This is a genomic window from Fructilactobacillus sp. X2R5C2 (assembly GCF_059901375.1).
In genome coordinates, this window is sequence record NZ_JBWXUX010000002.1 from 313,417 (window position 1) to 334,480 (window position 21,064).

The following is a 21,064-nucleotide window of genomic DNA, read 5'->3' on the forward strand; positions in this document are numbered from 1 at the left end:
AACCTCAATTTCTAATTTGTTTTGCTTTCTTGTTTAAGTATGGAACCGTCAAAACATATCCCTCAATCAACCAAACAACCATTGTAATCAAAATAATTGGAATGGTAATTCGGGCCATTAACATCGCAATTAATAGGACAAAACATTCAAACAACAGTAAAAGTTGCACAATTGCCCGAAAATTTTGGAGCTGTCGCTTTTGATTAACTGGGTAAATATGAGTAAATACATTACTATCAAAGTGCTCGTAGAATGGAATCAATTGGAAACCAACCAAGTATACGAAGATAACGGTCATTAACGCTCCAATAATTTGATTTGGGATAATCAATACCAAAATTAAAGCAATAATTACCAACCGAAAATAAAGAGATCCTGGCCCACTATCTCGTAATAATGACCGCAAATATAAGTTGGAATATAAATGTCCTTGATCCCTTTTTAATAGCTTAAATACTGGATCCAAATATTTTCTGCGATGAATTCGCCCGGATAATTCAGGGACTTCAGTGAAGAGACTATAAAAATGATAAATTCGATTCATTCGGGCGTCTTCATGATCAATGGTATAGTTCCAATTTAAAAGTTCATTTTTAGTCAAGCTAGCTGCATATAATAAGGATGCAGTAATGAGCAACGCTAAAAGAGCTGCTGCCCAGACATTAAAATACAGTGCCAAAACCAAAATAATCAAGGGAAGAACCCATTCGGTGACAAAAGCCATTACCACATGATGATTCAATTGAAAATACAACTTAACGACTTGATATGCCATCCATCCAGTTTTTAGTAATAAGATGATCAATAAAAGTCCAATTAACTGAGAAATTCCCCATCCGATTGAAACACTTAAAAATGGCATCAAAACAAACCAGGTGATTAAGTCAATTATCATCCCCATTACGAGGCTATAAATAAAAGCTCCACTAAAATAGCTATGAAACTGGTATTCTTTGGGAGCCATAAAGACTTTATCTGCGGACTTGACCAGAGTTGCTAATCCACCAAGTTGCAATCCAATCAATAAAACAACGATAGCAACGGGACGTTCCCACCATAAATTGCCAGATAATTGCTTTAAGAATCCAGAGTAAGCATAACCAAGTCCACCAACAAAAAACATGAGAGCAATCACAAAGAAATCGTTAAATACATACTTAAGATATTTGGTCATTTCAATCAAATGATTGCTTAAGCGTTTTTGAAAAATCTTATTCATTTTTACCATCCCTTGCTAAAGATAGATAAATATCTGAAAGTGACTTCCCAGCATCAGGATATTTTTCCCTAATCTGATCCATTGTTCCCTCAGTCTGAATCTCACCCTTACTGATCAACACAAAGCGATCACAGTATTTTTCAGCAGTATCAAGAACATGAGTTGACATCAAAATACTTGCACCAGCTTTTTTCTTTTTTTCAATCAAGCGCAAAAGATCATCAACAGCAAGTGGATCAAGCCCTAGAAACGGCTCATCAATTACATATAATGACGCATTCGTGATAAAAGCGCATACGATCATTACCTTTTGTCTCATTCCTTTAGAAAAGTTAGCTGGGAACCAATCAAGTCGTTTATCAAGTCGAAACATTTTAAGTAACTCATTGGCCTGATCCCATGCTTCCTTTTGATCTAAGTTATAAGCCATAATGGTTGTATCAATGTGTTCTTTTAGAGTTAAATCTTGGTATAAAACCGGCATCTCAGGAATGTAAGCAATCTGTTGTTTATACTTTTCAGTATCCTTACTAATTTGCAATCCATTAACTTTAATGGTCCCTGAAAATGGTTTCATTAATCCAATAATATGATTAATTGTAGTTGATTTTCCAGCTCCATTTAATCCAATAAGAGAAACTAGTTCCCCATCCTTAACATCGAACGTCTCATTTTTTAAAACCGGCACGCTAGAATACCCACCAGTTAAGTCTTCTACTTGCAAGCTCATAATTAACCTTCATTTCTTATTCTTATCATTATTATAATTAGTATACCATATTGCTTGGTGGCACTTATTATACAGGTGATGTTAGTGTATAATTGGATTAAATTGAAGGGAGAAATTTATATGACTGATTACGATCCAAACTGTGTTTTTTGTAAAATTGTTAAGGGTGAGATTCCAAGTTATAAAGTTTATGAAGATGATGAAATTTTAGCATTTTTAGACATCTCACAAACCACTCCTGGACATACTTTAGTTATTCCTAAAAAACATATTCAAGATATTTTTCATTTCGATGCTGAAACAGCTGGCAAAGTATTTTCCAAAGTCCCTGAGATTGCACGTGCAATCAAAGATTCCAATCCTAATATTAAGGGAATGAACATTGTTAATGACAACGGAAAAATTGCTTATCAATCGGTTCCCCATGCTCATTTCCATTTAATTCCGCGTTACACAAAGAACGATACCTTTTCCATTAACTTTTCTGATAATTCAAAACAATATGACAAAAATAAATACCAAAAAATTGCTGACTCAATTACTAAACAATTGGAGGAATAATTTATGAAAAAAACCACCGTTACGTTGGTTGCTGCAGGAGTTTTAACCGGGATTACCATCACTGGCTTATTAATGCTTAAAAAAAAGGGTGACTCTAATCCCAAAGATAACGTTACTTTGGATGACTGGAAAAACATCTTCAATTCCGCTTCAGCGGTTCAAAAAAATTTGAATCGATTTAATCATGCATTAGAAAATGCTCAGCCTGTAATGAAAAGCTTAGATAGGGACCTAGAACAAGCTAAGTTTCAATTAAAGCCGCGGGTTAACCACCTCTCTGATCAGTTAAATAATTTTTAGTTTCAATTAAATTATTTGATCAATCTTAACTTGTCACTAATGTATGTTATATTAAGAATGAATGGTGTACATAAAGTCCTTGTGTGCCCAATATTTTGAAGAAATGGATGTGCTAATATATGAAGAAGAAATGGCTCGTTGGAGCTGCAGCATTACTTTTGAGTGTTTCACTAGTTGCCTGTGGTAGTAGTAAGACAGTGGCTACTACAAGTGGTGGTAAAATCACCGAAAGTCAATATTACAATAGTATGAAGAAAACCCCACAGGGTAAAACCGTTCTTCAAACTATGATTTTGAACAAAGTTCTTAATAAAGAATATGGTGACAAAGTTAAATCATCACAGGTTGATGACCAATTTAATCAATACAAGTCACAGTATGGTTCCCAATTTAAGACCCTTCTAAGTCAACAAGGATTAACCGAAAAGAGCCTGAAGGAACAAATCAAGGATAACCTATTATTGAAACAAGCTGTGATTGCTAACACTAGTTTCTCCGATAAGGATCTTCAAAACCAATTCAAGAAATATCAACCTAAGGTAACGGTTAATGAAATCACCACTAAGAATCAGGGTGATGCTGAGAAAGTAATTTCTGGCTTAGAAAATGGTCAAAAGTTCTCTGATTTAGCTAAGAAATACTCAACTGATGCCAACAAGAAAGACGGTGGCAAAATGGCTCCATTCGATAACACTGATACCAGTCTTGATAATAACTTCAAGAATGCGGCCTTCAAGCTTAAGAATGGCGAGTACACTAAGGAACCCGTAAAGACTAAAGCTGGTTACCAAGTAATTCAAATGGTAAATCATCCTTCTAAGGGTAAATACGAGGATCACAAGGCTGAATTAAAGGATCAACTTGCTACTGAACGTATGAGTGATAATACTGTTCTACACGCGGTTGTATCTAAAGTCCTTAAAGATGGTGATGTAAAGATCCAAGATAAAGACTTACAAAATATCTTGGCTGATTACACTTCAACCCCTAAGGCAATGAAATAAGATAATTTAAATAGAAAAAGGTGAGTAACTTAAGTTACTCACCTTTTTCTTTACTCTCAGGTTTATAGAATTTATTTCGATCCATTCCAAAAATTCGTTTGCTAAACGATCCAGATTCTGTGTCGTTTAAAGCACCAGTAATCATGTTAATGGAAGCATCCAAATCATCTAAATCGTGTAAAATTTGAGCTTCCAATAGTTCTGGCGTCACTGGTGATCCATATTCTTTGATACCATGATGCGATAAAACCATGTGTCTCAAAAGAAGTAAATCTTCAGAATGTTGATTAATCTTTAACTGATCGGCTGCCTCGACAATTTCACCATCAATAATACTAATATGTCCCAGTAAGTCTCCCTCACTAGTATAAGATGTGGCCACTGGGCCAGATAACTCGGTTGTTTTGCCTAAATCATGCAAGATTGCTCCCGCATAAAGAAGCGATGGATTTACCTGCGGATATAATTTAGCAACTCCTTTAGCTAATTTTAAAATCGAAATCGTATGAAACGCCAATCCACCAGCATAAGCATGATGATTAGTTTTAGCTGCTGGATAAGTGAAAAACTCATCTTGATGTTTTTTAAGTAGGGTTCGAACAATTCGATTCCACGTTGGATTAATGATTTCAAAAATAGTTTGACTAATGTATTCTTCCATTTCGGAACGAGTCATCTGAGCATGCTGCATAAAACTACTGGGATCATTGGGTTCACCAGTTTCAGTTTGACGAATATGATTAATCTTAATCTGGGGACTTCCTTGATAAGCTTCCCGTTTCCCATTAATATGAACAACCTGTCCAGATTTGAATGCTTTTACATCATCGTTACTAGCACCCCACAATTTTCCACCAATTTCTCCCGAATTATCTTCAAATACAAAGGAAATAAATTGTTTCCCGTTTTTCGCAATTCGAGCATCGGCTGATTTGATCAATACAAAAGCATCGATGTCTTCATCCAATTGATATTCTTTTAATTTTTTGCTCATTTGACTCCACCTCCACTATTTTAATTCAATTAAGTTCTCATCATTTACGTCACTTCTAATTCGATCATCGGCCGTAAAATAAACTACCTGTGTGCTTTTAGCTAGTTCTCTCATCAGGCCGATGGCTTTATCGGTTCGAAAATGATCAAAGTCAACAAACCCATCATCAATCATAATTGGCATCGGATATTCATCACTAAATGCTAATGTTAACGCAAAAACAAGTGAGAGATACAACTGTTGCATCGTTCCCTTTGACAACTCTTCCACTTTAAATTTGATACCATCATCACTTAGGACTGAAATACTCTTCTTATTGTAATCAATCTTCTTGTAATGACCATCGGTTAAGGTCTTAAAGAACTTAGCAGCATCTTTTCTGACCTTTGGAATTCGCCCACTACTTGCAGCATCAAGAACTTTTTCAATCCACTGGTTGGTTAATCGGTAAACTAGCCATTTCTCAACTAACTCGTTAACCTTAGTATCCATGCTTGCTAACTCCTGAGTTAATGAATCGAGTGTTCCATCCCTTTCCATATTTTTAATCTGAACGTTTAATTGAGCAACCTGGTCTGATTGGTCAGCAAAATCAGAATCCAGTTGATCGATTTGTTCCTGAAGATCATGCCTAACATTCTTCAATTGATCAATATTGTCATACTTTTGCAGTCTTTCAATAAGAGCTTGATCCAGTGAGTATTCTAACTCCTCTTTTCGTTTGCTTTTCTCATTTGTATTTCGTTGCTCATCATACTCTTTCTTGAATTCAGTACCGTTTGTAACATCACGTTCTCTTAAGAAACGATTCAACCTACCATTAACATCCTTCATTTGTGCTCGATGGGTATCAGCATTTGACGTTAAATAACTGAGCTCATGATTAATTTGTTCAGACTTTCTTTTTTGGTCCCTAACGTTTGAAAGAAACTGTTTAATTTTGTTTAAAGACACCATTTCGCTATCATAATCACTCAAACCCGTTCTACTTGCCGCAAAATTCCATCGATCTAGATAACTTTCTACCCTCTCATTCATAGTCTTTTGGGATTGCACAAAATCACGTAAATGATCACGATCCGAATCACGTCGTCTCATTGCCTTTTGCAGGGAGTCATTCCACTGATTATAAGGGATATTTTCAATATGATGTTTCTCCCCCATCTGATCTAGCATTTGGTCAATTTGCTCCAGCTTAGTCTGAAAGTAATTATTTTTTTCATCCTTATTTTCAACTGGTTGTTTGGATTTCTGCACATAACGATAAAGGCCAAAACCCATGCATAATAACCCAATTACAACTAAAATCGGAATGGCTAATCCACCCATAAAGATTCCGATCCCAATAAGTACTAGACCAGTAGCACCCACAACTAGTGATAAAGTATTATCTCCATTACCAGTAGTGGAGCTAGATTGGGCATAATAATCCATTTGTTCTTTGACATCTTGATATTCATTCATAAGATGATTGATTTGATCAATTTCATCATCATCAAATGGAACACTTTCGCTGCCACCCGCATCAGGTTCATCCTCAGACAAACGGACCTGAGCACTTTTAATATCATGATCCAGTCTTTCAATCCGGCTTACTTGTTGAATTTGACCATCAAGTTCTATTTCTAAACTCCGAATTAAATCAGCATTATCATTATAAAATTGTAAATCGTCATTTGATTCACGATGTTGACTTTTAAATCGATCAATTTTTTGCTCATCATCCTGAACTTCAGATTGAATATTAGCAAGCTTATTTTGGATATCCTGAAACTTTTCAAAATCACTTTCCGCAAAGCCTTGTTTGATATCCAAGTCATCGTTTTGAAGGTGTTTTAGTTGATCATATTTATCCCAACTAGATAAATCTTGATCAACCAGACTCAGTTGCTGAGATAACTCATTACGATGAATTCGATTTTGACGCTTCTTTGCTTCATCCTTCTTTGCTTGAATCGTTAGTTCACGATATTTTGGGTATTCATTACTTGCTTCATGAACCTTGGCGTTTAATCTTTCCCTTTCAACTAGTAATTGATTTAACTCCGGCTTTTTACCAGTTGGCTTATAAATCTTCCCACCATTTTCTTGGTTTTCATTCTCTAAATCGATCCAACTGTCAATTCCAACTACTCCGACACGCTGAATTCGTTTAGAAAGTTCTTCTTTATTTAAGCGAGAAATATCATTTAAACTGACGTTTCCAAAATAAAACAAATTATCATAAGAATCACGATTAATCGGTCCTAAAATCCGATCCAAGATTCCATCCGGTAACTGATTTTCATCTTCATCGAAAATCGTCAGTTTTCCGCCGTTTTTTCCTTCATTTCTCTGAATAATGTAGGTCGTTCCGTCTTGCTCGACAATTAAACGACCACCCATCTTATAATCATCCTTCGGGGTAAAATCCCGTTTACTCCGACTATCTCGAAAGCCAAATAAAACATCTTTAATGAAATTCAAGAGGGTTGTTTTTCCAGCTTCGTTTCTCCCATAAATCACTTGAAATTCATGAAAATCAAGTGTTAGATTATGAAGTTTTCCAAAGCCAGATACTTCAACTTTTTTAATCCTCATCTTCCACGTTTCCCTTCGTTTTATTAGTAATTAAATTCATACTCTCATCAAGTAACTTGATAATGGCATCATCACTTGAAAAATTATCGCGAATATAAGAGTGCTTAAATAATTTCTTGGCTAAACTCTTAATATTTTCATCATTATATACTTCATGCTTAGTCTCATCCCAAAATTCTTGGTCAAGATCATTAAACTTCATTTCCGCATTTTCAACCACATCAATTTCATAGACCCAGGCATGAAGATTTTCAAAATCATACTGCAACTTTTCTTTAATTCGATCTAGTAAATCATCTGATGAGATTGTTCCATCATCAACAAAATTTAATTTTACATCCAACAAATGAAGCTTCGAAAAATTTTGTGACTCAATGTTGTCAATAATACGATTAACAATTCCTTCTTCAGTCTCATTACCATCTAATTTCATTGTTAATGCTGACCACACCATGGGACAAGTAGGCTCAAAATGCACTTGTAAGTTGCCATCAGTACCATCAGTGACAAGAAGATATCCCTTTTCACCAGCTTCATTTTTATGACGCCCTTGAATGTTTCCAGGATATTCAATTAAGGGATGATCATCTAGTTGTTGCCGTTTATGAATATGTCCCAGTGCCCAATAATCATATCCTAAATTTTCCATTTCGTTAATAGTAAATGGCGCATACTGTGAATCTGTGCCACTTTTAATCGCTCCATGGACCATTCCAATCTGGTAATCCGCATCGGAACGTTCTGGAAATTCAGAAATCATGTCGTTTACAATATTACGAGTCGCATAACTAAAGCCCGTAACCGCGACGGTTTTACCGTCCTTAAGCGTTAAAGTATGAGTTGTTACCTCTTTAGGAAATACGTAAACATTTTTGGGAAAGGCGAAATCTTTGGCCCCTTCACTTTGATAATCGTGATTACCAAAAGAAAGAAGAACGGGAATCTGATGTTCATCTAATCGATTTAACTGTTCAATTAGGAAACTAATAGCCTTTACACTCTGGTGACTCCCATCAAAGAGATCGCCTACTAGCAAAACGAAATCAGCATTTTCATCAATAGCATCATCAACAATTTTCCTAAAAGAATCAAATGGAGCTTTATGTAGGATTTTCCACAACTCACTGGGAGTAGTAGTATCCTCTTTTATTCCTAAAAATGGACTATCCAAATGTAAATCTGCAGCATGAATAAACTTCATTATAATTTCTCCCATACAAAAAAATCGGAGCACCAATGGGCGCTCCGATTAATGATTAATTAAGCTTCGTACATATCACGCAAAGGCTTAGTAATTAACATATTAGCATCATCAATAACTTTACCCATTGCTTTTTCTTTACCCATCAATTTTTTGATGATATCAAGACTGTTCATCTTATTAGCAAGTTCTTGAGCTTTTTTCATGTCATCTTGCGAAATTTGTTGACCAGCCATTTGTTTTTGTCTTAATTCATTTTGGTTAGTTTGAAAGTCCTTAAATGTCTTGAAGGCATCCTGATCCTTCTTTAACTCATCATATGTTGCTTGGAGTTCTTTGAACTCATCAGTCTTTACTAATGCATCTTGTAAAGTTTGTGCATCTTTCATTACATCATTTTCTGCCATAATTCCTTACCTCCTTAAATGTTGTTACAATACACATTTTAACATACGTAAAGCTATCGTCCTAGTAAAGCCTTTGCTCCACTAATAACTTCTCCAGCGCCTTTTTTAATTCCACTGGCTCCTTCTTTAACAATTCCCTTTACAACTTTACCAGTATCATTAGTAATTCCCTTAAATAATTTGGAATCATGATTGTCATTATTAGTGTTATCACCGTCACGTGCAACCGTCTGAGCATCTTGAACCCCAAACTGAGTATTGTTAGTGTACGGTAAAATTTGTTGCATTTGGGTTTTATAAAGTGGCCCAACGTCAGTCCCAGTTAGATTCTCTAAATGGTGAGTCGAATTGGTACTATCAAATCCTTCCCAAGTTGCCACAACCACGTTCGGTGTATAACCGACAATCCATTTATCTTTAGTGGCATCAGAATCTGGAGTGTTATCGGCCTCAGTACTTCCGGTTTTACCAGCAACTTGATAACCATTCGGTTTGGCGTCAACCCCAGTACCATTATCAAAGACGCCAAGCATCATACTGGTCATCTGACGAGCTGTCGATTCAGACATAATTTGTTTTGAACTTGGATGCTCATTATCAACCACGGTCTTACCCGTCGAATCAACAATCTTAGTAATGTAGAAGGGCTGTGAAATGCGTCCCTTATTCGCGAAGGCAGTGTAGGCACCTGCCATTTGCTGTGGCGAAACCCCGTTTGAGAGCCCACCAAGTGCTAAGGCTAAGTTTTTGTCTTTATCTGTAACTGGTAAATTGAATTTCTTAACCGAATCGTAACCCTTATCAACACCAATTTTGTTTAGTAACCACACTGCAGGTGCATTCATACTTTGAGCCAGTGCTTGATACATTGGTACTTTCCCGGTGTAAACATCATTATAATTGTGTGGAGTGTAATGATTAGCTCCATATGATTTCTTCTCATTTTGAAGTTCAGAATCATAGTAATAGCCATTTTCGAGCGCCGGCGTGTAAACCGCAAGTGGTTTCATGGTTGAACCAGGTTGACGTTTAATATCTGTCGCACGATTATACCCACGGAACACGGTCTTTCCACGTCCACCAACCACGGCCTGAACTCCGCCATCTTTAGGATTTAAGGCCACTGAAGCAGCTTGAACCTTGGTTCCGTCGGCTGCATCATTAGGAAAAAGACTAGGATTTTTAAAATCAGTTTGAAAACTTTGTTGTTGCTGCTGATTAAGATTGGTATATATCTTGTATCCGTGATTCATAATGTCAGATTCAGTTAACCCATACTTCGAAATGGCTTCGTTAATTACCGCATCAAAGTAATACGGATACTTGTAGCCATTGGTTGATCGATAAGAATTCCTGGTATTCAGTGGCATTGCTTGATACTTCTTAGCCTCTGAATTCGTAATCTTATGATTCTTTGCCATCAACTCAAGGACGACGTTTCTTCTTTGTCGAGCTGCCTCAGGATGATCAATTGGATTATTGCTAGGGTTTGATAACATCCCCGCAAGTACCGCAGCATCCTGAACCGGTAAGTCTTGAGCTGATTGACCAAAGTAACGTTTAGAGGCATCTTCCACCCCATACACTCCATTACCAAAGTACGCATTGTTCATATACATTGTTAAAATTTGATTCTTTGAGTAAACATTTTCAATTTCAATGGAGATAAACAATTCTTTTAATTTTCGGGTCAATGTTTGTTGTTGCGAAAGAAATGTATTCTTAGCTAATTGTTGTGACAGCGTACTTCCACCACCGCTAATGTAATCTCGACCCATGACTTTATTCTTTACGGCTAGTAAAATGGCTCGTCCATAGCCACTCACTGAATAACCATGTTCTTTATAAAAGTTACGGTCTTCCGTTGAAAGAATCGCATTGGGAATATTCTGCGAAATTTTATTCATCTGAACATAAGTACCCTTTTGTGCGTATAACTTGCCAGCTTCATGATGATGAGAATCATAAATTACAGTAGATTTTGATAAATTCGACTGTAAATCACGAACGTGCGAAGTTTTTGCCACAATTGTTAAATAACTACTTAAAACTAGGGCAATGAATAAAACAATTACAATAATCCATTTTGTGATTTGAAATCGTCGCCAGAACCTTCTGAAGTAACCCCAAATCTTTTTAAATATTGACTTGTGTTTGCTGTTGTTATCCATAAAAGTCCAAATCTCCTTTTATCATTAATTGCTATTGTACCACATGGACATTAATGGATTTTAAAAGATAAAGGATGGACATCGATTGACATCCATCCCCTTTATTACATTTGATCTGGAGCTTCAATCCCCAACAATCTTAACGATTCCTTTAAAACGATTGCTACACTTTTTACTAGGTCTAAACGAGCATCTTGTTCATCATCATCAGCCAAAATCTTAGAATGAGCGTAGTATTTGTTAAATGCCTTCGCCAATCTCAGAGAATACTTCGCAACATCAGAAGGCTCAAATTCATTGCGAGCTTGCTTAACTACCTCTGGAAAAGCTTGAAGCAATTTGATAACTTCCCAGGCACCCTCATCAGTTAATTCGTTAGCTGACTCATTTAATTCTTTTTTGCCTGATTTTCTTAAAATACTTTCTGAACGTGCGTGAGCATACTGAACGTATGGCCCAGTCTCACCCTCAAATTTCAATTGATCTTCAAGAACAAAATCAATACTATTGATTCGTTCACTCTTAAGGTCACCAAAGATAATAGCACCGACACCAACTTGTTTGGCTACTTCATCCTTGTTTGGCAGGTCGGGGTTCTTTTCAGCAATTTGTTGTTTAGCCATTGCAATTGAATCGTCCAAAACTTGATTAAGCAGAATGATGTTACCCCGACGAGTCGAAAGTTTCTTACCATTGACCGTAATTAATCCAAACGGAATATGATGAACTCCGTCCGCATTTTCTACTCCCATCTTCTTTAACACCGCTTTTAACTGATGGAAATAATTAGTCTGCTCAGAACCAACTACATAGAGATTCATAACGGGATGATATGTCCGTTCACGGTATAACGCGGTCGCAATATCCCGGGTGATGTAAAGGGATGCCCCATCACTTTTAAGGATCAAGGCAGGATTCAAGTTATCATCACTTAAATCAACGACTTGAGCTCCTTGAGATTCCTGAAGTAATCCGTCCTTTTTAAGAATATCAACGACTTCATCCATTTTATCGTTATAAAATGATTCACCGTTATAAGTATCAAAACTAACCCCAAGTGTCTTATAGGTATTATTAAAGGCTTTAAGAGACACGTCTCTAAACCATTTCCACAATTTAGTGGCTTCAGGATCACCATCTTCAAGCTTCTTAAACCATTCTCGTGCTTCTTCGTCTAATTCGGGATCTTTTTGATCTTCCTTATGAAACTTAACGTAGTACTGAACCAGATAATGAATTGGGTCACACTTGACATTATCCTCATTTCCCCACTTCAGGTAGGCCGTAATTAGCTTACCAAATTGGGTTCCCCAGTCTCCTAGATGATTATCTTTAACTGTCTTATATCCATTTTTCTTTAGAATTTCAGAAATTGAATTACCAATGACAGTAGAACGTAAGTGTCCCATTGACATGGGTTTAGCAATGTTAGGAGATGACATATCAATGGTAACCGTCTGATCCTTACCATCATAGTTATCACCATAGTGTTCCTTGTCAGTCAAAATATCTGACATAACTTGTTTACTTACTTTCCCTTTGTCCAAGAAGAAATTAACGTAGGGACCAACAGCAACTACTTTATCAAACTGACTCCCATCGATATTGTTTACAATATCTTGTGCGATCATTTGAGGAGCCTTATGCAACTCTTTTGCTAAAATAAATGCTGGAAAGGCAAGGTCCCCATTCTCAGGTGTCTTTGGTTTTTCAATCTTTCCATAAATATCATTGGTTGAAATTTGGTTGTTAATCGAATCTGCAACTGCATCAGCAACTTGTTGTCTATAATCCATAATTCTCCTCCTCATAAATAAAAAAAGTCTCTTACACTAATTCAATTAATGTAAGAGACGAGATTACCCGCGGTACCACTCTATTTGGAAATACCCACTTATTATTAACTTATATACCTAGAAAGGACGCCTTCACCATCATCGTTTGTCTAACTCACATCAACTTAGACTTGCTTTAAAACCATCACGGCTACTACACTTTCATCATTGGTAGCTTCCCAAAAGCGGGTGACGGGAATCGAACCCGCGACGTAAGCTTGGGAAGCTTAAATTTTACCACTAAACTACACCCGCAATACATAAATAATTGTATCATGAATTATATCAATTGTCATCAAAACTTCCATGGTGCCTTATGATAAACTTTGTTTGGAGGGACAAATATCATGTTAATTTACATAATTACTTTCTTATGGATTCTTTTATTAATCTCATTAACAATTGGAATCACACGCAAACAAGACAAGCAGATCATCAAGGGTGTCATTTACACACGAGCTTTTTACATTCTCTTGTTGATTGCCGAAGTAATCTTCACCATTAACCATTTCAATGAACACCGTTACCTGGTCTTTTTAAGCTTTGTCATGACCATCGTGGCCATTTCTTTCATTGACATTTGCTATCAAAGAAAAATTCAAGGGAACTTAAAAACGTATATTATTTTACTAACGTTAATTTCAATTTTGGCTTCTGTTGGATTACTTTTCTTTATCCAATAAAAAAGCATCCCATTGTTAGGATGCTTTATTTTTTTGCATTTTTTCGGCAAGACGGATTGATTCATCAACTAATTCAGACTGCGCATCGATTACCGGATAGTCATGGTTTCCAGCTCGTTCCTCGGCCACGGAAATTTCTGTGCAACCCAAAATAACTACATCACTACCAAGTTCATTTACCATTTGGTTCAAAATATGATGATACAATTTAGGGTCAACGTAATCTTGCTCTTTAACACCATTATAGATCAAATCCATTGTTTCATCAGCAATTTCATCGGTGGGATGAACAATTTCGTAACCAGCGTCTGCAATTTCTTTATCATAGACTTTGTCTTTAAGTGTCCCCTTAGTGGCAATCAAGCCTACTTTTCTTGCATGAGGAAACTTTTTAGCAATAGCACCTACTGCCAGCCTTGGCATATGCAAAATAGGAACATCAGTTACACTTTGCAACTGATCATAAAAATAATGAGCAGTATTACATGGTAACGCAAAAAATTCTGGGCCCAATTTACTTTGCTGTTGAATGTCTTCTTCAAGTGGTGGTAATGGACTTGGATTATTTTCTGGATCAGTAATATAAGCAGTCCGATCAGGGACAGTTGCATGATTAACTAGTATATAGTTTAGATAGTCTTGATCATTGTGAGCTGGGGTACGCTTATTTAACAAATGCACATAACTTTCAGTGGCTTGGGTACCCATCCCTCCAATGATTGTAAAAAATTTTTTCATTCGCTTATTCCTTATTTATGTGAAAATACTTTTTAAAGTTCTTTGCGTAATTATGATCCATCCACTTCATTAGAAGCCAACGCATAAAGTTTTCGTCCTTTTTATACCAGAACGTAGTCCCCCACTGGCCTTTTCGAATCAATTCTTCCGCTTTTTCTTTATCATCATTCTTCTTGGCGTATTTTTTAAAGACGCGATTAGGAACTCCTAGCCACAAATAGTAATTTTTCGGATCCTTATTCGCATAAACGGTTTGATCATTAGCTAAATTATCCTGCACGTAATCACGAACAACCCACTGAGCTAAATTATACCCATTTAGAGTCACAAAAAAGCTACTTCGACCCTGACGTAAATTAATTTCAAATAACTTATAGGTATCATCACGCACGTCATACTTCATATCAAAATTAGCATAACCAGTGAAATTGATTGATTCCAAAAACTTTTGAATTTGATCATAAATACGTTGATCAAAGTCGGGAATAATCGTGACATAATTACCAATTGCTGATGGAGCTGGATCTTCCAAAAGTGGGTGACCCAAGCACATCATCTTAACGTGATGATTCTTATCAACATAGGCGTTTAAGACCCGCATGTTACTGTCATCACCAGGGATAAAATCTTGAACGATCAAATCCGAAGTATAGCCATTATTATAAATCTTTCCAACAATATCCCGATATTCATCCTCACTTTTAATGGTGAAGGCTTTTTTTCTACCTTCAAAGTGAATGTCCAACCACTCCACACTGTTAGTTGGTTTGAGTGCAATCGGATAATCAAAAGGTTGAGCAAAGTTATCCTTTTCAAAATTATTTTTAGAAATAATCTTGGTACCGGGATATGGCATCCCATACTTGTCACACATTTTATAAAAGTTTTCTTTACTATTCAGTTGTTTTATCAGTGAATAATCCACGTATGGACATACAAAGACATCTTCTAAATCCTTTTTGTGTTTTGAGATTAGTTCAGCATACCCATCACCACAACCAATTAAAATCACTGGTTCTTTATGACTAGCGTACTTTTGCTTTAATTTTTTCATTTCTTCAAACCAGACTGGATCTTCACTAAAGCCTGGTATGAAAGTAAGGTCCACAATCTTGGTAAACCTAGTAGGTGCAAGTCGTTCCTGAGCGTAGGCCTTAACACGCTTCCCATATAATTCGTAGAAAGAACGTGCCATTCCGTATACATTAAAGTCACTTCCTAAAAGAACGGGAGTGAAATTTGGAACATTTTCATTTGTCATTACTGTTTAAATCCTCCAAGTAATCTTCCACGATAACTGAATCAGTAGGATAAGGTGTGTCAACACCGTTAATCTTTTGATAAGGATCGCGACCCTTTCCAGCAACTACGATAATATCACCAGTTTTACCAAAATTAATGGCGTCTTTAATAGCCTTTTCACGGTCCATTTCAAAATGAACATCAACCTTATCATGATCGATATGGTTATCAATTTCTTTTGCAATTTTCATTGGATCTTCATAAGCTGGATCATCAGTGGTTAAAAAGGCAACATCAGCATTTTGAGTAAGGGCTTTACCAAACCCCTTTCTGCGATCAATTCCCTTATTACCCGGGCTTCCAACCACTACGATCACTTTTCCATTGGGATCTTGACGCTTTAAAAATCCTAATAATGCATTCATACTAGCATAATTATGCGCATAATCGACGTGAACATTTCCATGATTTTTGGATTTAAAAATCTCCATCCTACCTGGAATCCGAGCACTCGCCAATCCGTCTATCATGTCACCACGTTTAAATCCGGCAAGTCCCGCTGAAATAATTGATGCTGTTGCGTTCGATTCATTATAATCTCCGGGAATACCGATTCGATAATTTCCATCCAATCCTAACTTCTTTGCTTTTTCAGAAACTGAGTTCAACTGAATATCATTATCGGTTAGACTGTCCGAAATTGATTCATAAACAAAGTCCAAATCAACTTCAATTTGTGGCGTAGTTCCCTTTTTACCAAATAAATAAATGTTTTCCGGATCAGTGGTAGTTTTAGCTGCGTAGTAAATATCAACTAAATGATCCGAATCAGCATTTAAGATACACGTATGGGAATTAACCAATAGTTGTTCCTTACAGTGTAAATAATTAGCAAACGTGGGATGCTCATTTTCCCCGATATGATCAGGTGAAATGTTAAGAAAGTTTCCTACATTATATTTTAATCCATAGACTCGATTCTTAAGGTAAGCTTGTGAAGAAACTTCCATAATTAGATATTTCATGCCATTATCGACAGCTGCCCGCATATTCTTAAACACATCTAATGACTCAGGTGTAGTTAAATGAGACTTAAAAGTTTGATCTGGTTTATTGCCCACTACCGTGTTAATGGTTGAAAACAATGCCGTTCGATCACCAGTTGCTTTTTCAATGGCATCTCTTGTGAAATAAGACGAGGTGGTCTTCCCTTTCGTACCTGTAAAAGCAATAATAAACAAATCATCTTGTGGATAGTTAAAGAAAACGGCAGAAATTAGTGACATTGCCATTTGAATGTTAGTAACCAGGATTTCATTCATTCCATTACTTTCAGATAAATGTTTTTCACACACAATGCCTGTTGCACCAGCATCTTTAGCTTTAGTAACAAACTCTGGCTTAAAATTCCCTTTTCCAAAGAATAACGTATTGGGTTTAATATCTCGCGAATCATAACTAACGTAATCAAAGTTATGATCGCTAACTTGATTAATTGACTTCAGCAAATCATGTTCGCGAAGAATGTTTTTAATTTCTTGAATGCTTAGTGACAAAAAAATTCAGCTCCATCCCATTAATTTTTGTAATGGAAATCTAAACAATTCGTTTAGATTTTAATTTTAAATTCATTTACTCTTAGATAATTCTACCAAAATAACAAGCCAATGACTAATTCAAAACAACTAATGAAATCATAAATTAATATAATAAAAAACATTCCATTCAGATTAGATAAATCTAATCTAAACGAAATGCTTTAATTACTCGACATCTTTTAATTTTTGTTCACTAACATTATCCAAACGATCGCCGACGGCATTAACCATCTTTAAGCACTTTTGGATATCTTCTTGACTCATGTCTAAGACGGAAAAGCACTGATTGACGTGTTCATATACTTTATCGCGTTGTTCCTTTGCATAATCGGTAGTATCAACGATAACTACACGTTCATCTTTATGACTTCTAGTTCTGGTAACCCATCCTTGTTTTTCAAGGCGTTTTAGTAGCGGCGTCAACGTTCCACTATCAAGATCGAGATATGAGCCAAGCTCACGAACGGTCATTGGTGCATGCTCCCAAAGTACCAACATGGTAATGTACTGGGGATAAGTTAAATTAAATTGAGATAAGACGATTTGGTAGTACCGACTAAACTTTTTACTTGTATTATAGATTCCAAAGCACAGCTGGCTTTCAATCTTACGTGGTTCAACCATAATAATCTCTTCTTTCTAAAAACTCTTGTACTATTTTATATTTTACACAACTAAATAACAAATACAAGGATACATAGAAATTAAGTGTTTATTTTATGATATTTTTATTGTATGATTGAAAAGTAGTAATTGCCCGAGTGGCGGAATTGGCAGACGCGCAGCGTTCAGGTCGCTGTTCAGTTTACTGAGTATGAGTTCGAATCTCATCTCGGGCATTTTTGGCTTTTTTGCTACTATCTATTCCCTATTAAATCAACGTTTTGGATATATCGATGGGAATAAAAAGTAATAAATATGAATTAATTGTGACCATTTTGTGACCATAATAAAGACGTTACCAAAATTAATTAGTAACGTCTTTTTTGTTGTTTTCTTCAAATCTCTTTTTGATTATTTCAGAAAATCTATTCAAATCATCTTGAGTAGTCCATTCCTTAGATAAACTTTTAACCTAATTGATTAATGCTTGCACAAAAAAAGAGCAGACATAACGTCTGCCCTTCTTACATATCTTAATTAATATAATCACCTAAGTCATAAATTAACTTATTCTTTGCTTGATAATAGTAATCACGCAACGGATGAAGGCGATTATTTTTAATAATCCATGGTTTCTCGAAATTAGTGTAATGAACAATTACAGGATTCTTAAGTGCCTTTGCTTCAGCTGCTCGACGTTCAGGGATTGGGTTTAATCCACTCTCACCCTTAACCAAGTGACTTTGCAAATTATACTTAGGATCAAGCTTCTTCCAATGGCCATTAAAAATGGCATTAAGAGCATCTTGATCTTGGTACTTCAACATTTCAGGCTTATCAAGTGCCAATTTTCTTACTTTTTCAGAAGTATCATTATCATTCCAAGCTTTGGTATCGATTAATAACAATCCAGCATTAAAATACTGGCCTGGTTCATCACTAACATGCATTTCTTTTAAACGATCAACGTATCCAGAATCTTCCACTGCTCCAACAATGTTTCCATCTAGATCAGCGTTCCAAAGATCTGAAATATTACCAACACACGTCATATCAGCATCCAGATAGAGAATTCTTGGCCTGTGAATTTCTTCAGGAAGCTCAATTCGATAATAAGTGTTTTCTTTAATAGCACTATCTGGAGATGTCACGTTAGCACCCTTATATGCTGCGGTGTTGGGTTTAAGAAAGTTAATCGACTTACAATTATCATAGACTTTGGCTAGTGATTTTAACAAATCAACGCTATCAGAACTTAAATGATCATCAACGACATAAAATTCAAAGTCGGAATCTTTATTATTGTTCAATATTGACGAATAATTAACCGCAAGCGGAATCGCCATATTGTTATCAGTAGTAGATGCAATTGTAATCATACACATCATTCCCTTCAAAAAATTATTTGCAAACATTACTTAAAATGTTTTTGTATACCTAAACAAGCATTATCGATTAAAAATGCGCTTGATTTAGGTATTAAATCGTTTTACTCTATCTGTTTCTAACAACGACACATTTACCATACTAACTGTATTTGGAGTTTTTAAGATTGTCTTATCACCTAACTTAATTTGGTGAAGGTTACGTTCACCATTCATGAAAGCGGACAATCTATCCATTTTAGTAACGTAAAATTTGTCTAAATTGTTTAATCCATTCTGACCTATGTGCCATAATCGTACGATAATTTAGCTAATTCTGGTTTTGCTTGTGATGTCATAGACGCCTTAGTGTTTACTGACGCCGCGTATGTAGTTTCCATATGATCAACTGAATAGCTAACTAACTGAAAGCCAAGAAGTGCTACTCCTACACTAATCATTATGGCTCTCTTAATCGCTTTTTCATTGAATCGTCCCACTTTGATATATTTCGTTACACTTATAAAATATGCCATAAATGCCGCCAAGTCAACATTTATGCCTTGATATGTGAAAAAGATATCATAATTACACAAAAAGAGATAATAATTAACATTATTATCTCTTCATTTTTTGGTTCTCTTGAACCTATATTAGTGGATTTACATAATCTTAATTAGTCCACAGAAACTTTAATTAAATCATTACCACATCAATAAAAATTATCGGAGTCTATGTAAGAGACAGAAGAATAATCTTCTGTCTCCCCCATCATAACTAGTCGTTTAGACGAATAGTAGCATGGTACGAACTACCATCTGTGGCTCTGCCAGAGTAGTCGTCTGTGATCGAGCGAAAAACAATATTACCATGAGGTAAATTCAAATACTCAGCATCATATGGAAAAACGACTGAGTAGTTGTTCTCATTTCCAATACTGTAATAGTAAATTGTTCTTCCATTAAGTTGAACACTACGATCTGTACTTGGAACTACTAGCTTAAACTCCTTCATTATGACTCACCTCCTTTCCCACAATAAAAAAAGAGGTCACACTACGAAGTAGCGTGACCTTAATGGTATTTCAGAGTATTCATCATATTGAAATATACGAATAAATTCGCATAATTGTTTTAAATTCAAATTTCTAATAAGACATAGTGCTCCCACTAAACGGTTGTCTTCACCATTAATGAGTCATAACATCTGATATAAAAGGCTTCTCACACCCCGTAATATCTTAGTTAGAGTTAGCTCCTACACAAACTCTAACTAAACTGTCTCGTTGTTTAATCTCAACATTCAATATTTCACTATGAAACTCTTACTGCTTACTTCTCGTTTTAGATTATAAACTTTATTAAAAGCAACGACAATAACGTCTTTAACTTTATAACTTATAATTATAAATCCTTTTATACCAGCATTTAAATTTATTTTCAATCTAATTTTTACTTATAATATAATAATTATTATCATGTATTCGAAGCAATCTAACTATTTAGTTTTTCCTGCATGGTGACGTAATTTTAAAAGATTCTTGGATAGTTTGCTATAATTAGTTCATGGAGGGAAAACTATGAAAACAAAAGCTTACGAAACATATAATTTAGTGGAATATGATAAAGACTTACCTTACGAAGTCGGTGATTTAGTTGAGGTTACCTTTGTTAACCCAACTGGAATGGGTGATAACCAGGATGACTGGTTAAAGGTGGTTAAACATGATGTTGGTGAGTCAACCAGTATTCATGATGAGTTTAGATTTGATTCCAAGTGCATCAAAGCCGTAAAAAAAGCAAAATAAAAAAGATCCTCACCAAATAGTGAGGAT

Annotated in this window: 20 protein-coding genes and 2 tRNA genes; 6 read left to right on the forward strand and 16 right to left on the reverse strand. The window is 35.7% G+C overall.

Annotation, left to right across the window (positions count from 1 at the left end; all coding sequences use genetic code 11):
• Positions 1-4 precede the first annotated feature (4 nt).
• Both AC6UD2_RS04160 and AC6UD2_RS04165 read right to left on the reverse strand, forming a co-directional pair.
• Complete coding sequence (locus tag AC6UD2_RS04160; protein WP_500698111.1) at positions 5-1,219, reverse strand: ABC transporter permease; 1,215 nt, start codon at positions 1,217-1,219, stop codon at positions 5-7.
• Positions 1,212-1,949: an ABC transporter ATP-binding protein gene (locus AC6UD2_RS04165; RefSeq protein ID WP_500698112.1), complete on the reverse strand. Its 738-nt coding sequence runs from the start codon at positions 1,947-1,949 to the stop codon at positions 1,212-1,214. Before AC6UD2_RS04165 ends, AC6UD2_RS04160 begins: the two co-directional genes overlap by 8 nt.
• Before the next feature lie 120 nt (positions 1,950-2,069).
• On the opposite strand from AC6UD2_RS04165, the gene AC6UD2_RS04170 reads away from it, so the two are divergent.
• The 3 genes from AC6UD2_RS04170 (at position 2,070) to AC6UD2_RS04180 (ending at position 3,814) form a co-directional block, all read left to right on the forward strand.
• Entirely contained in the window at positions 2,070-2,510 is a 441-nt protein-coding gene (locus tag AC6UD2_RS04170) for an HIT family protein (RefSeq protein ID WP_039143884.1), read from the forward strand.
• 3 nt (positions 2,511-2,513) lie between these two features.
• Positions 2,514-2,810 (forward strand): hypothetical protein, encoded by a 297-nt coding sequence (locus AC6UD2_RS04175; RefSeq protein ID WP_500698113.1) that lies wholly within the window; start codon positions 2,514-2,516, stop codon positions 2,808-2,810.
• A gap of 119 nt (positions 2,811-2,929) precedes the next feature.
• The gene (locus AC6UD2_RS04180) at positions 2,930-3,814 is read left to right on the forward strand and encodes a peptidylprolyl isomerase (protein ID WP_010021610.1); all 885 of its coding nucleotides are present in this window, start codon (positions 2,930-2,932) and stop codon (positions 3,812-3,814) included.
• A 34-nt stretch (positions 3,815-3,848) separates the two neighbouring features.
• Here AC6UD2_RS04180 and AC6UD2_RS04185 read toward each other — a convergent pair whose 3' ends face one another.
• The 7 genes from AC6UD2_RS04185 to AC6UD2_RS04215 all read right to left on the reverse strand — a co-directional run bounded on the left by AC6UD2_RS04185 (position 3,849) and on the right by AC6UD2_RS04215 (position 13,257).
• A complete protein-coding gene (locus tag AC6UD2_RS04185; RefSeq protein WP_500698114.1) occupies positions 3,849-4,808 on the reverse strand; it encodes a 3'-5' exoribonuclease YhaM family protein in 960 nt (319 codons plus the stop codon).
• A 15-nt stretch (positions 4,809-4,823) separates the two neighbouring features.
• On the reverse strand, positions 4,824-7,388 hold the full coding sequence (locus tag AC6UD2_RS04190) for an AAA family ATPase (protein ID WP_500698115.1): 2,565 nt from the start codon (positions 7,386-7,388) through the stop codon (positions 4,824-4,826).
• Positions 7,378-8,589, reverse strand: a complete 1,212-nt coding sequence (locus tag AC6UD2_RS04195) for a metallophosphoesterase family protein (protein ID WP_500698116.1) — start codon at positions 8,587-8,589, stop codon at positions 7,378-7,380. Before AC6UD2_RS04195 ends, AC6UD2_RS04190 begins: the two co-directional genes overlap by 11 nt.
• Positions 8,590-8,648: 59 nt before the next feature.
• Positions 8,649-8,996, reverse strand: coding sequence for a YlbF family regulator (locus AC6UD2_RS04200; RefSeq protein WP_010021616.1), 348 nt, complete (start codon positions 8,994-8,996; stop codon positions 8,649-8,651).
• 53 nt (positions 8,997-9,049) lie between these two features.
• Positions 9,050-11,167 carry a transglycosylase domain-containing protein gene (locus AC6UD2_RS04205; RefSeq protein ID WP_500698117.1) on the reverse strand — a complete coding sequence of 706 codons (2,118 nt, stop codon included), beginning with the start codon at positions 11,165-11,167 and terminating at the stop codon, positions 9,050-9,052.
• Positions 11,168-11,271: 104 nt separating this feature from the next.
• Entirely contained in the window at positions 11,272-12,963 is a 1,692-nt protein-coding gene (argS, locus tag AC6UD2_RS04210; protein ID WP_500698118.1) for an arginine--tRNA ligase, read from the reverse strand.
• Positions 12,964-13,186: 223 nt separating this feature from the next.
• Positions 13,187-13,257 (reverse strand) — tRNA-Gly (locus tag AC6UD2_RS04215).
• 92 nt (positions 13,258-13,349) lie between these two features.
• Here AC6UD2_RS04215 and AC6UD2_RS04220 point away from each other — a divergent pair.
• Positions 13,350-13,685 (forward strand): DUF1516 family protein, encoded by a 336-nt coding sequence (locus tag AC6UD2_RS04220; RefSeq protein WP_010021621.1) that lies wholly within the window; start codon positions 13,350-13,352, stop codon positions 13,683-13,685.
• 15 nt (positions 13,686-13,700) lie between these two features.
• Here AC6UD2_RS04220 and AC6UD2_RS04225 read toward each other — a convergent pair whose 3' ends face one another.
• The 4 genes from AC6UD2_RS04225 to AC6UD2_RS04240 all read right to left on the reverse strand — a co-directional run bounded on the left by AC6UD2_RS04225 (position 13,701) and on the right by AC6UD2_RS04240 (position 17,887).
• Positions 13,701-14,423 carry an aspartate/glutamate racemase family protein gene (locus AC6UD2_RS04225; protein WP_500698119.1) on the reverse strand — a complete coding sequence of 241 codons (723 nt, stop codon included), beginning with the start codon at positions 14,421-14,423 and terminating at the stop codon, positions 13,701-13,703.
• A gap of 4 nt (positions 14,424-14,427) precedes the next feature.
• Entirely contained in the window at positions 14,428-15,684 is a 1,257-nt protein-coding gene (locus AC6UD2_RS04230; protein ID WP_500698120.1) for a carboxylate--amine ligase, read from the reverse strand.
• On the reverse strand, positions 15,674-17,221 hold the full coding sequence (locus AC6UD2_RS04235; protein WP_500698121.1) for a UDP-N-acetylmuramoyl-L-alanyl-D-glutamate--2,6-diaminopimelate ligase: 1,548 nt from the start codon (positions 17,219-17,221) through the stop codon (positions 15,674-15,676). The genes AC6UD2_RS04230 and AC6UD2_RS04235 overlap by 11 nt, the downstream gene beginning before the upstream one ends.
• A 207-nt stretch (positions 17,222-17,428) precedes the next feature.
• The gene (locus AC6UD2_RS04240) at positions 17,429-17,887 is read right to left on the reverse strand and encodes a MarR family winged helix-turn-helix transcriptional regulator (protein ID WP_010021627.1); all 459 of its coding nucleotides are present in this window, start codon (positions 17,885-17,887) and stop codon (positions 17,429-17,431) included.
• 131 nt (positions 17,888-18,018) lie between these two features.
• On the opposite strand from AC6UD2_RS04240, the gene AC6UD2_RS04245 reads away from it, so the two are divergent.
• Positions 18,019-18,102: transfer RNA gene (locus AC6UD2_RS04245), tRNA-Leu, on the forward strand.
• Positions 18,103-18,399: 297 nt separating this feature from the next.
• Here AC6UD2_RS04245 and AC6UD2_RS04250 read toward each other — a convergent pair.
• The 3 genes from AC6UD2_RS04250 to AC6UD2_RS04260 form a co-directional block, all read right to left on the reverse strand.
• Entirely contained in the window at positions 18,400-19,245 is an 846-nt protein-coding gene (locus AC6UD2_RS04250; protein ID WP_500698122.1) for a glycosyltransferase family 8 protein, read from the reverse strand.
• 287 nt (positions 19,246-19,532) lie between these two features.
• Entirely contained in the window at positions 19,533-19,691 is a 159-nt protein-coding gene (locus AC6UD2_RS04255) for a hypothetical protein (RefSeq protein ID WP_500698123.1), read from the reverse strand.
• 316 nt (positions 19,692-20,007) lie between these two features.
• Positions 20,008-20,244 carry a hypothetical protein gene (locus tag AC6UD2_RS04260; protein WP_039143860.1) on the reverse strand — a complete coding sequence of 79 codons (237 nt, stop codon included), beginning with the start codon at positions 20,242-20,244 and terminating at the stop codon, positions 20,008-20,010.
• A gap of 565 nt (positions 20,245-20,809) precedes the next feature.
• On the opposite strand from AC6UD2_RS04260, the gene AC6UD2_RS04265 reads away from it, so the two are divergent.
• A complete protein-coding gene (locus tag AC6UD2_RS04265; RefSeq protein WP_500698124.1) occupies positions 20,810-21,037 on the forward strand; it encodes an SH3 domain-containing protein in 228 nt (75 codons plus the stop codon).
• Positions 21,038-21,064 lie beyond the last annotated feature (27 nt).

Excerpts from the sequence above, each read along its gene's own strand:
- AC6UD2_RS04160 (WP_500698111.1), bottom strand. The coding sequence starts at position 1,219 with ATGAATAAGATTTTTCAAAAACGCTTAAGCAATCATTTGATTGAAATG.
- AC6UD2_RS04165 (WP_500698112.1), bottom strand. The coding sequence starts at position 1,949 with ATGAGCTTGCAAGTAGAAGACTTAACTGGTGGGTATTCTAGCGTGCCG.
- AC6UD2_RS04170 (WP_039143884.1), top strand. The coding sequence starts at position 2,070 with ATGACTGATTACGATCCAAACTGTGTTTTTTGTAAAATTGTTAAGGGT.
- AC6UD2_RS04175 (WP_500698113.1), top strand. The coding sequence starts at position 2,514 with ATGAAAAAAACCACCGTTACGTTGGTTGCTGCAGGAGTTTTAACCGGG.
- AC6UD2_RS04180 (WP_010021610.1), top strand. The coding sequence starts at position 2,930 with ATGAAGAAGAAATGGCTCGTTGGAGCTGCAGCATTACTTTTGAGTGTT.
- AC6UD2_RS04185 (WP_500698114.1), bottom strand. The coding sequence starts at position 4,808 with ATGAGCAAAAAATTAAAAGAATATCAATTGGATGAAGACATCGATGCT.
- AC6UD2_RS04190 (WP_500698115.1), bottom strand. The coding sequence starts at position 7,388 with ATGAGGATTAAAAAAGTTGAAGTATCTGGCTTTGGAAAACTTCATAAT.
- AC6UD2_RS04195 (WP_500698116.1), bottom strand. The coding sequence starts at position 8,589 with ATGAAGTTTATTCATGCTGCAGATTTACATTTGGATAGTCCATTTTTA.
- AC6UD2_RS04200 (WP_010021616.1), bottom strand. The coding sequence starts at position 8,996 with ATGGCAGAAAATGATGTAATGAAAGATGCACAAACTTTACAAGATGCA.
- AC6UD2_RS04205 (WP_500698117.1), bottom strand. The coding sequence starts at position 11,167 with ATGGATAACAACAGCAAACACAAGTCAATATTTAAAAAGATTTGGGGT.
- argS (WP_500698118.1), bottom strand. The coding sequence starts at position 12,963 with ATGGATTATAGACAACAAGTTGCTGATGCAGTTGCAGATTCGATTAAC.
- AC6UD2_RS04220 (WP_010021621.1), top strand. The coding sequence starts at position 13,350 with ATGTTAATTTACATAATTACTTTCTTATGGATTCTTTTATTAATCTCA.
- AC6UD2_RS04225 (WP_500698119.1), bottom strand. The coding sequence starts at position 14,423 with ATGAAAAAATTTTTTACAATCATTGGAGGGATGGGTACCCAAGCCACT.
- AC6UD2_RS04230 (WP_500698120.1), bottom strand. The coding sequence starts at position 15,684 with ATGACAAATGAAAATGTTCCAAATTTCACTCCCGTTCTTTTAGGAAGT.
- AC6UD2_RS04240 (WP_010021627.1), bottom strand. The coding sequence starts at position 17,887 with ATGGTTGAACCACGTAAGATTGAAAGCCAGCTGTGCTTTGGAATCTAT.
- AC6UD2_RS04250 (WP_500698122.1), bottom strand. The coding sequence starts at position 19,245 with ATGATTACAATTGCATCTACTACTGATAACAATATGGCGATTCCGCTT.
- AC6UD2_RS04255 (WP_500698123.1), bottom strand. The coding sequence starts at position 19,691 with ATGATTAGTGTAGGAGTAGCACTTCTTGGCTTTCAGTTAGTTAGCTAT.
- AC6UD2_RS04260 (WP_039143860.1), bottom strand. The coding sequence starts at position 20,244 with ATGAAGGAGTTTAAGCTAGTAGTTCCAAGTACAGATCGTAGTGTTCAA.
- AC6UD2_RS04265 (WP_500698124.1), top strand. The coding sequence starts at position 20,810 with ATGAAAACAAAAGCTTACGAAACATATAATTTAGTGGAATATGATAAA.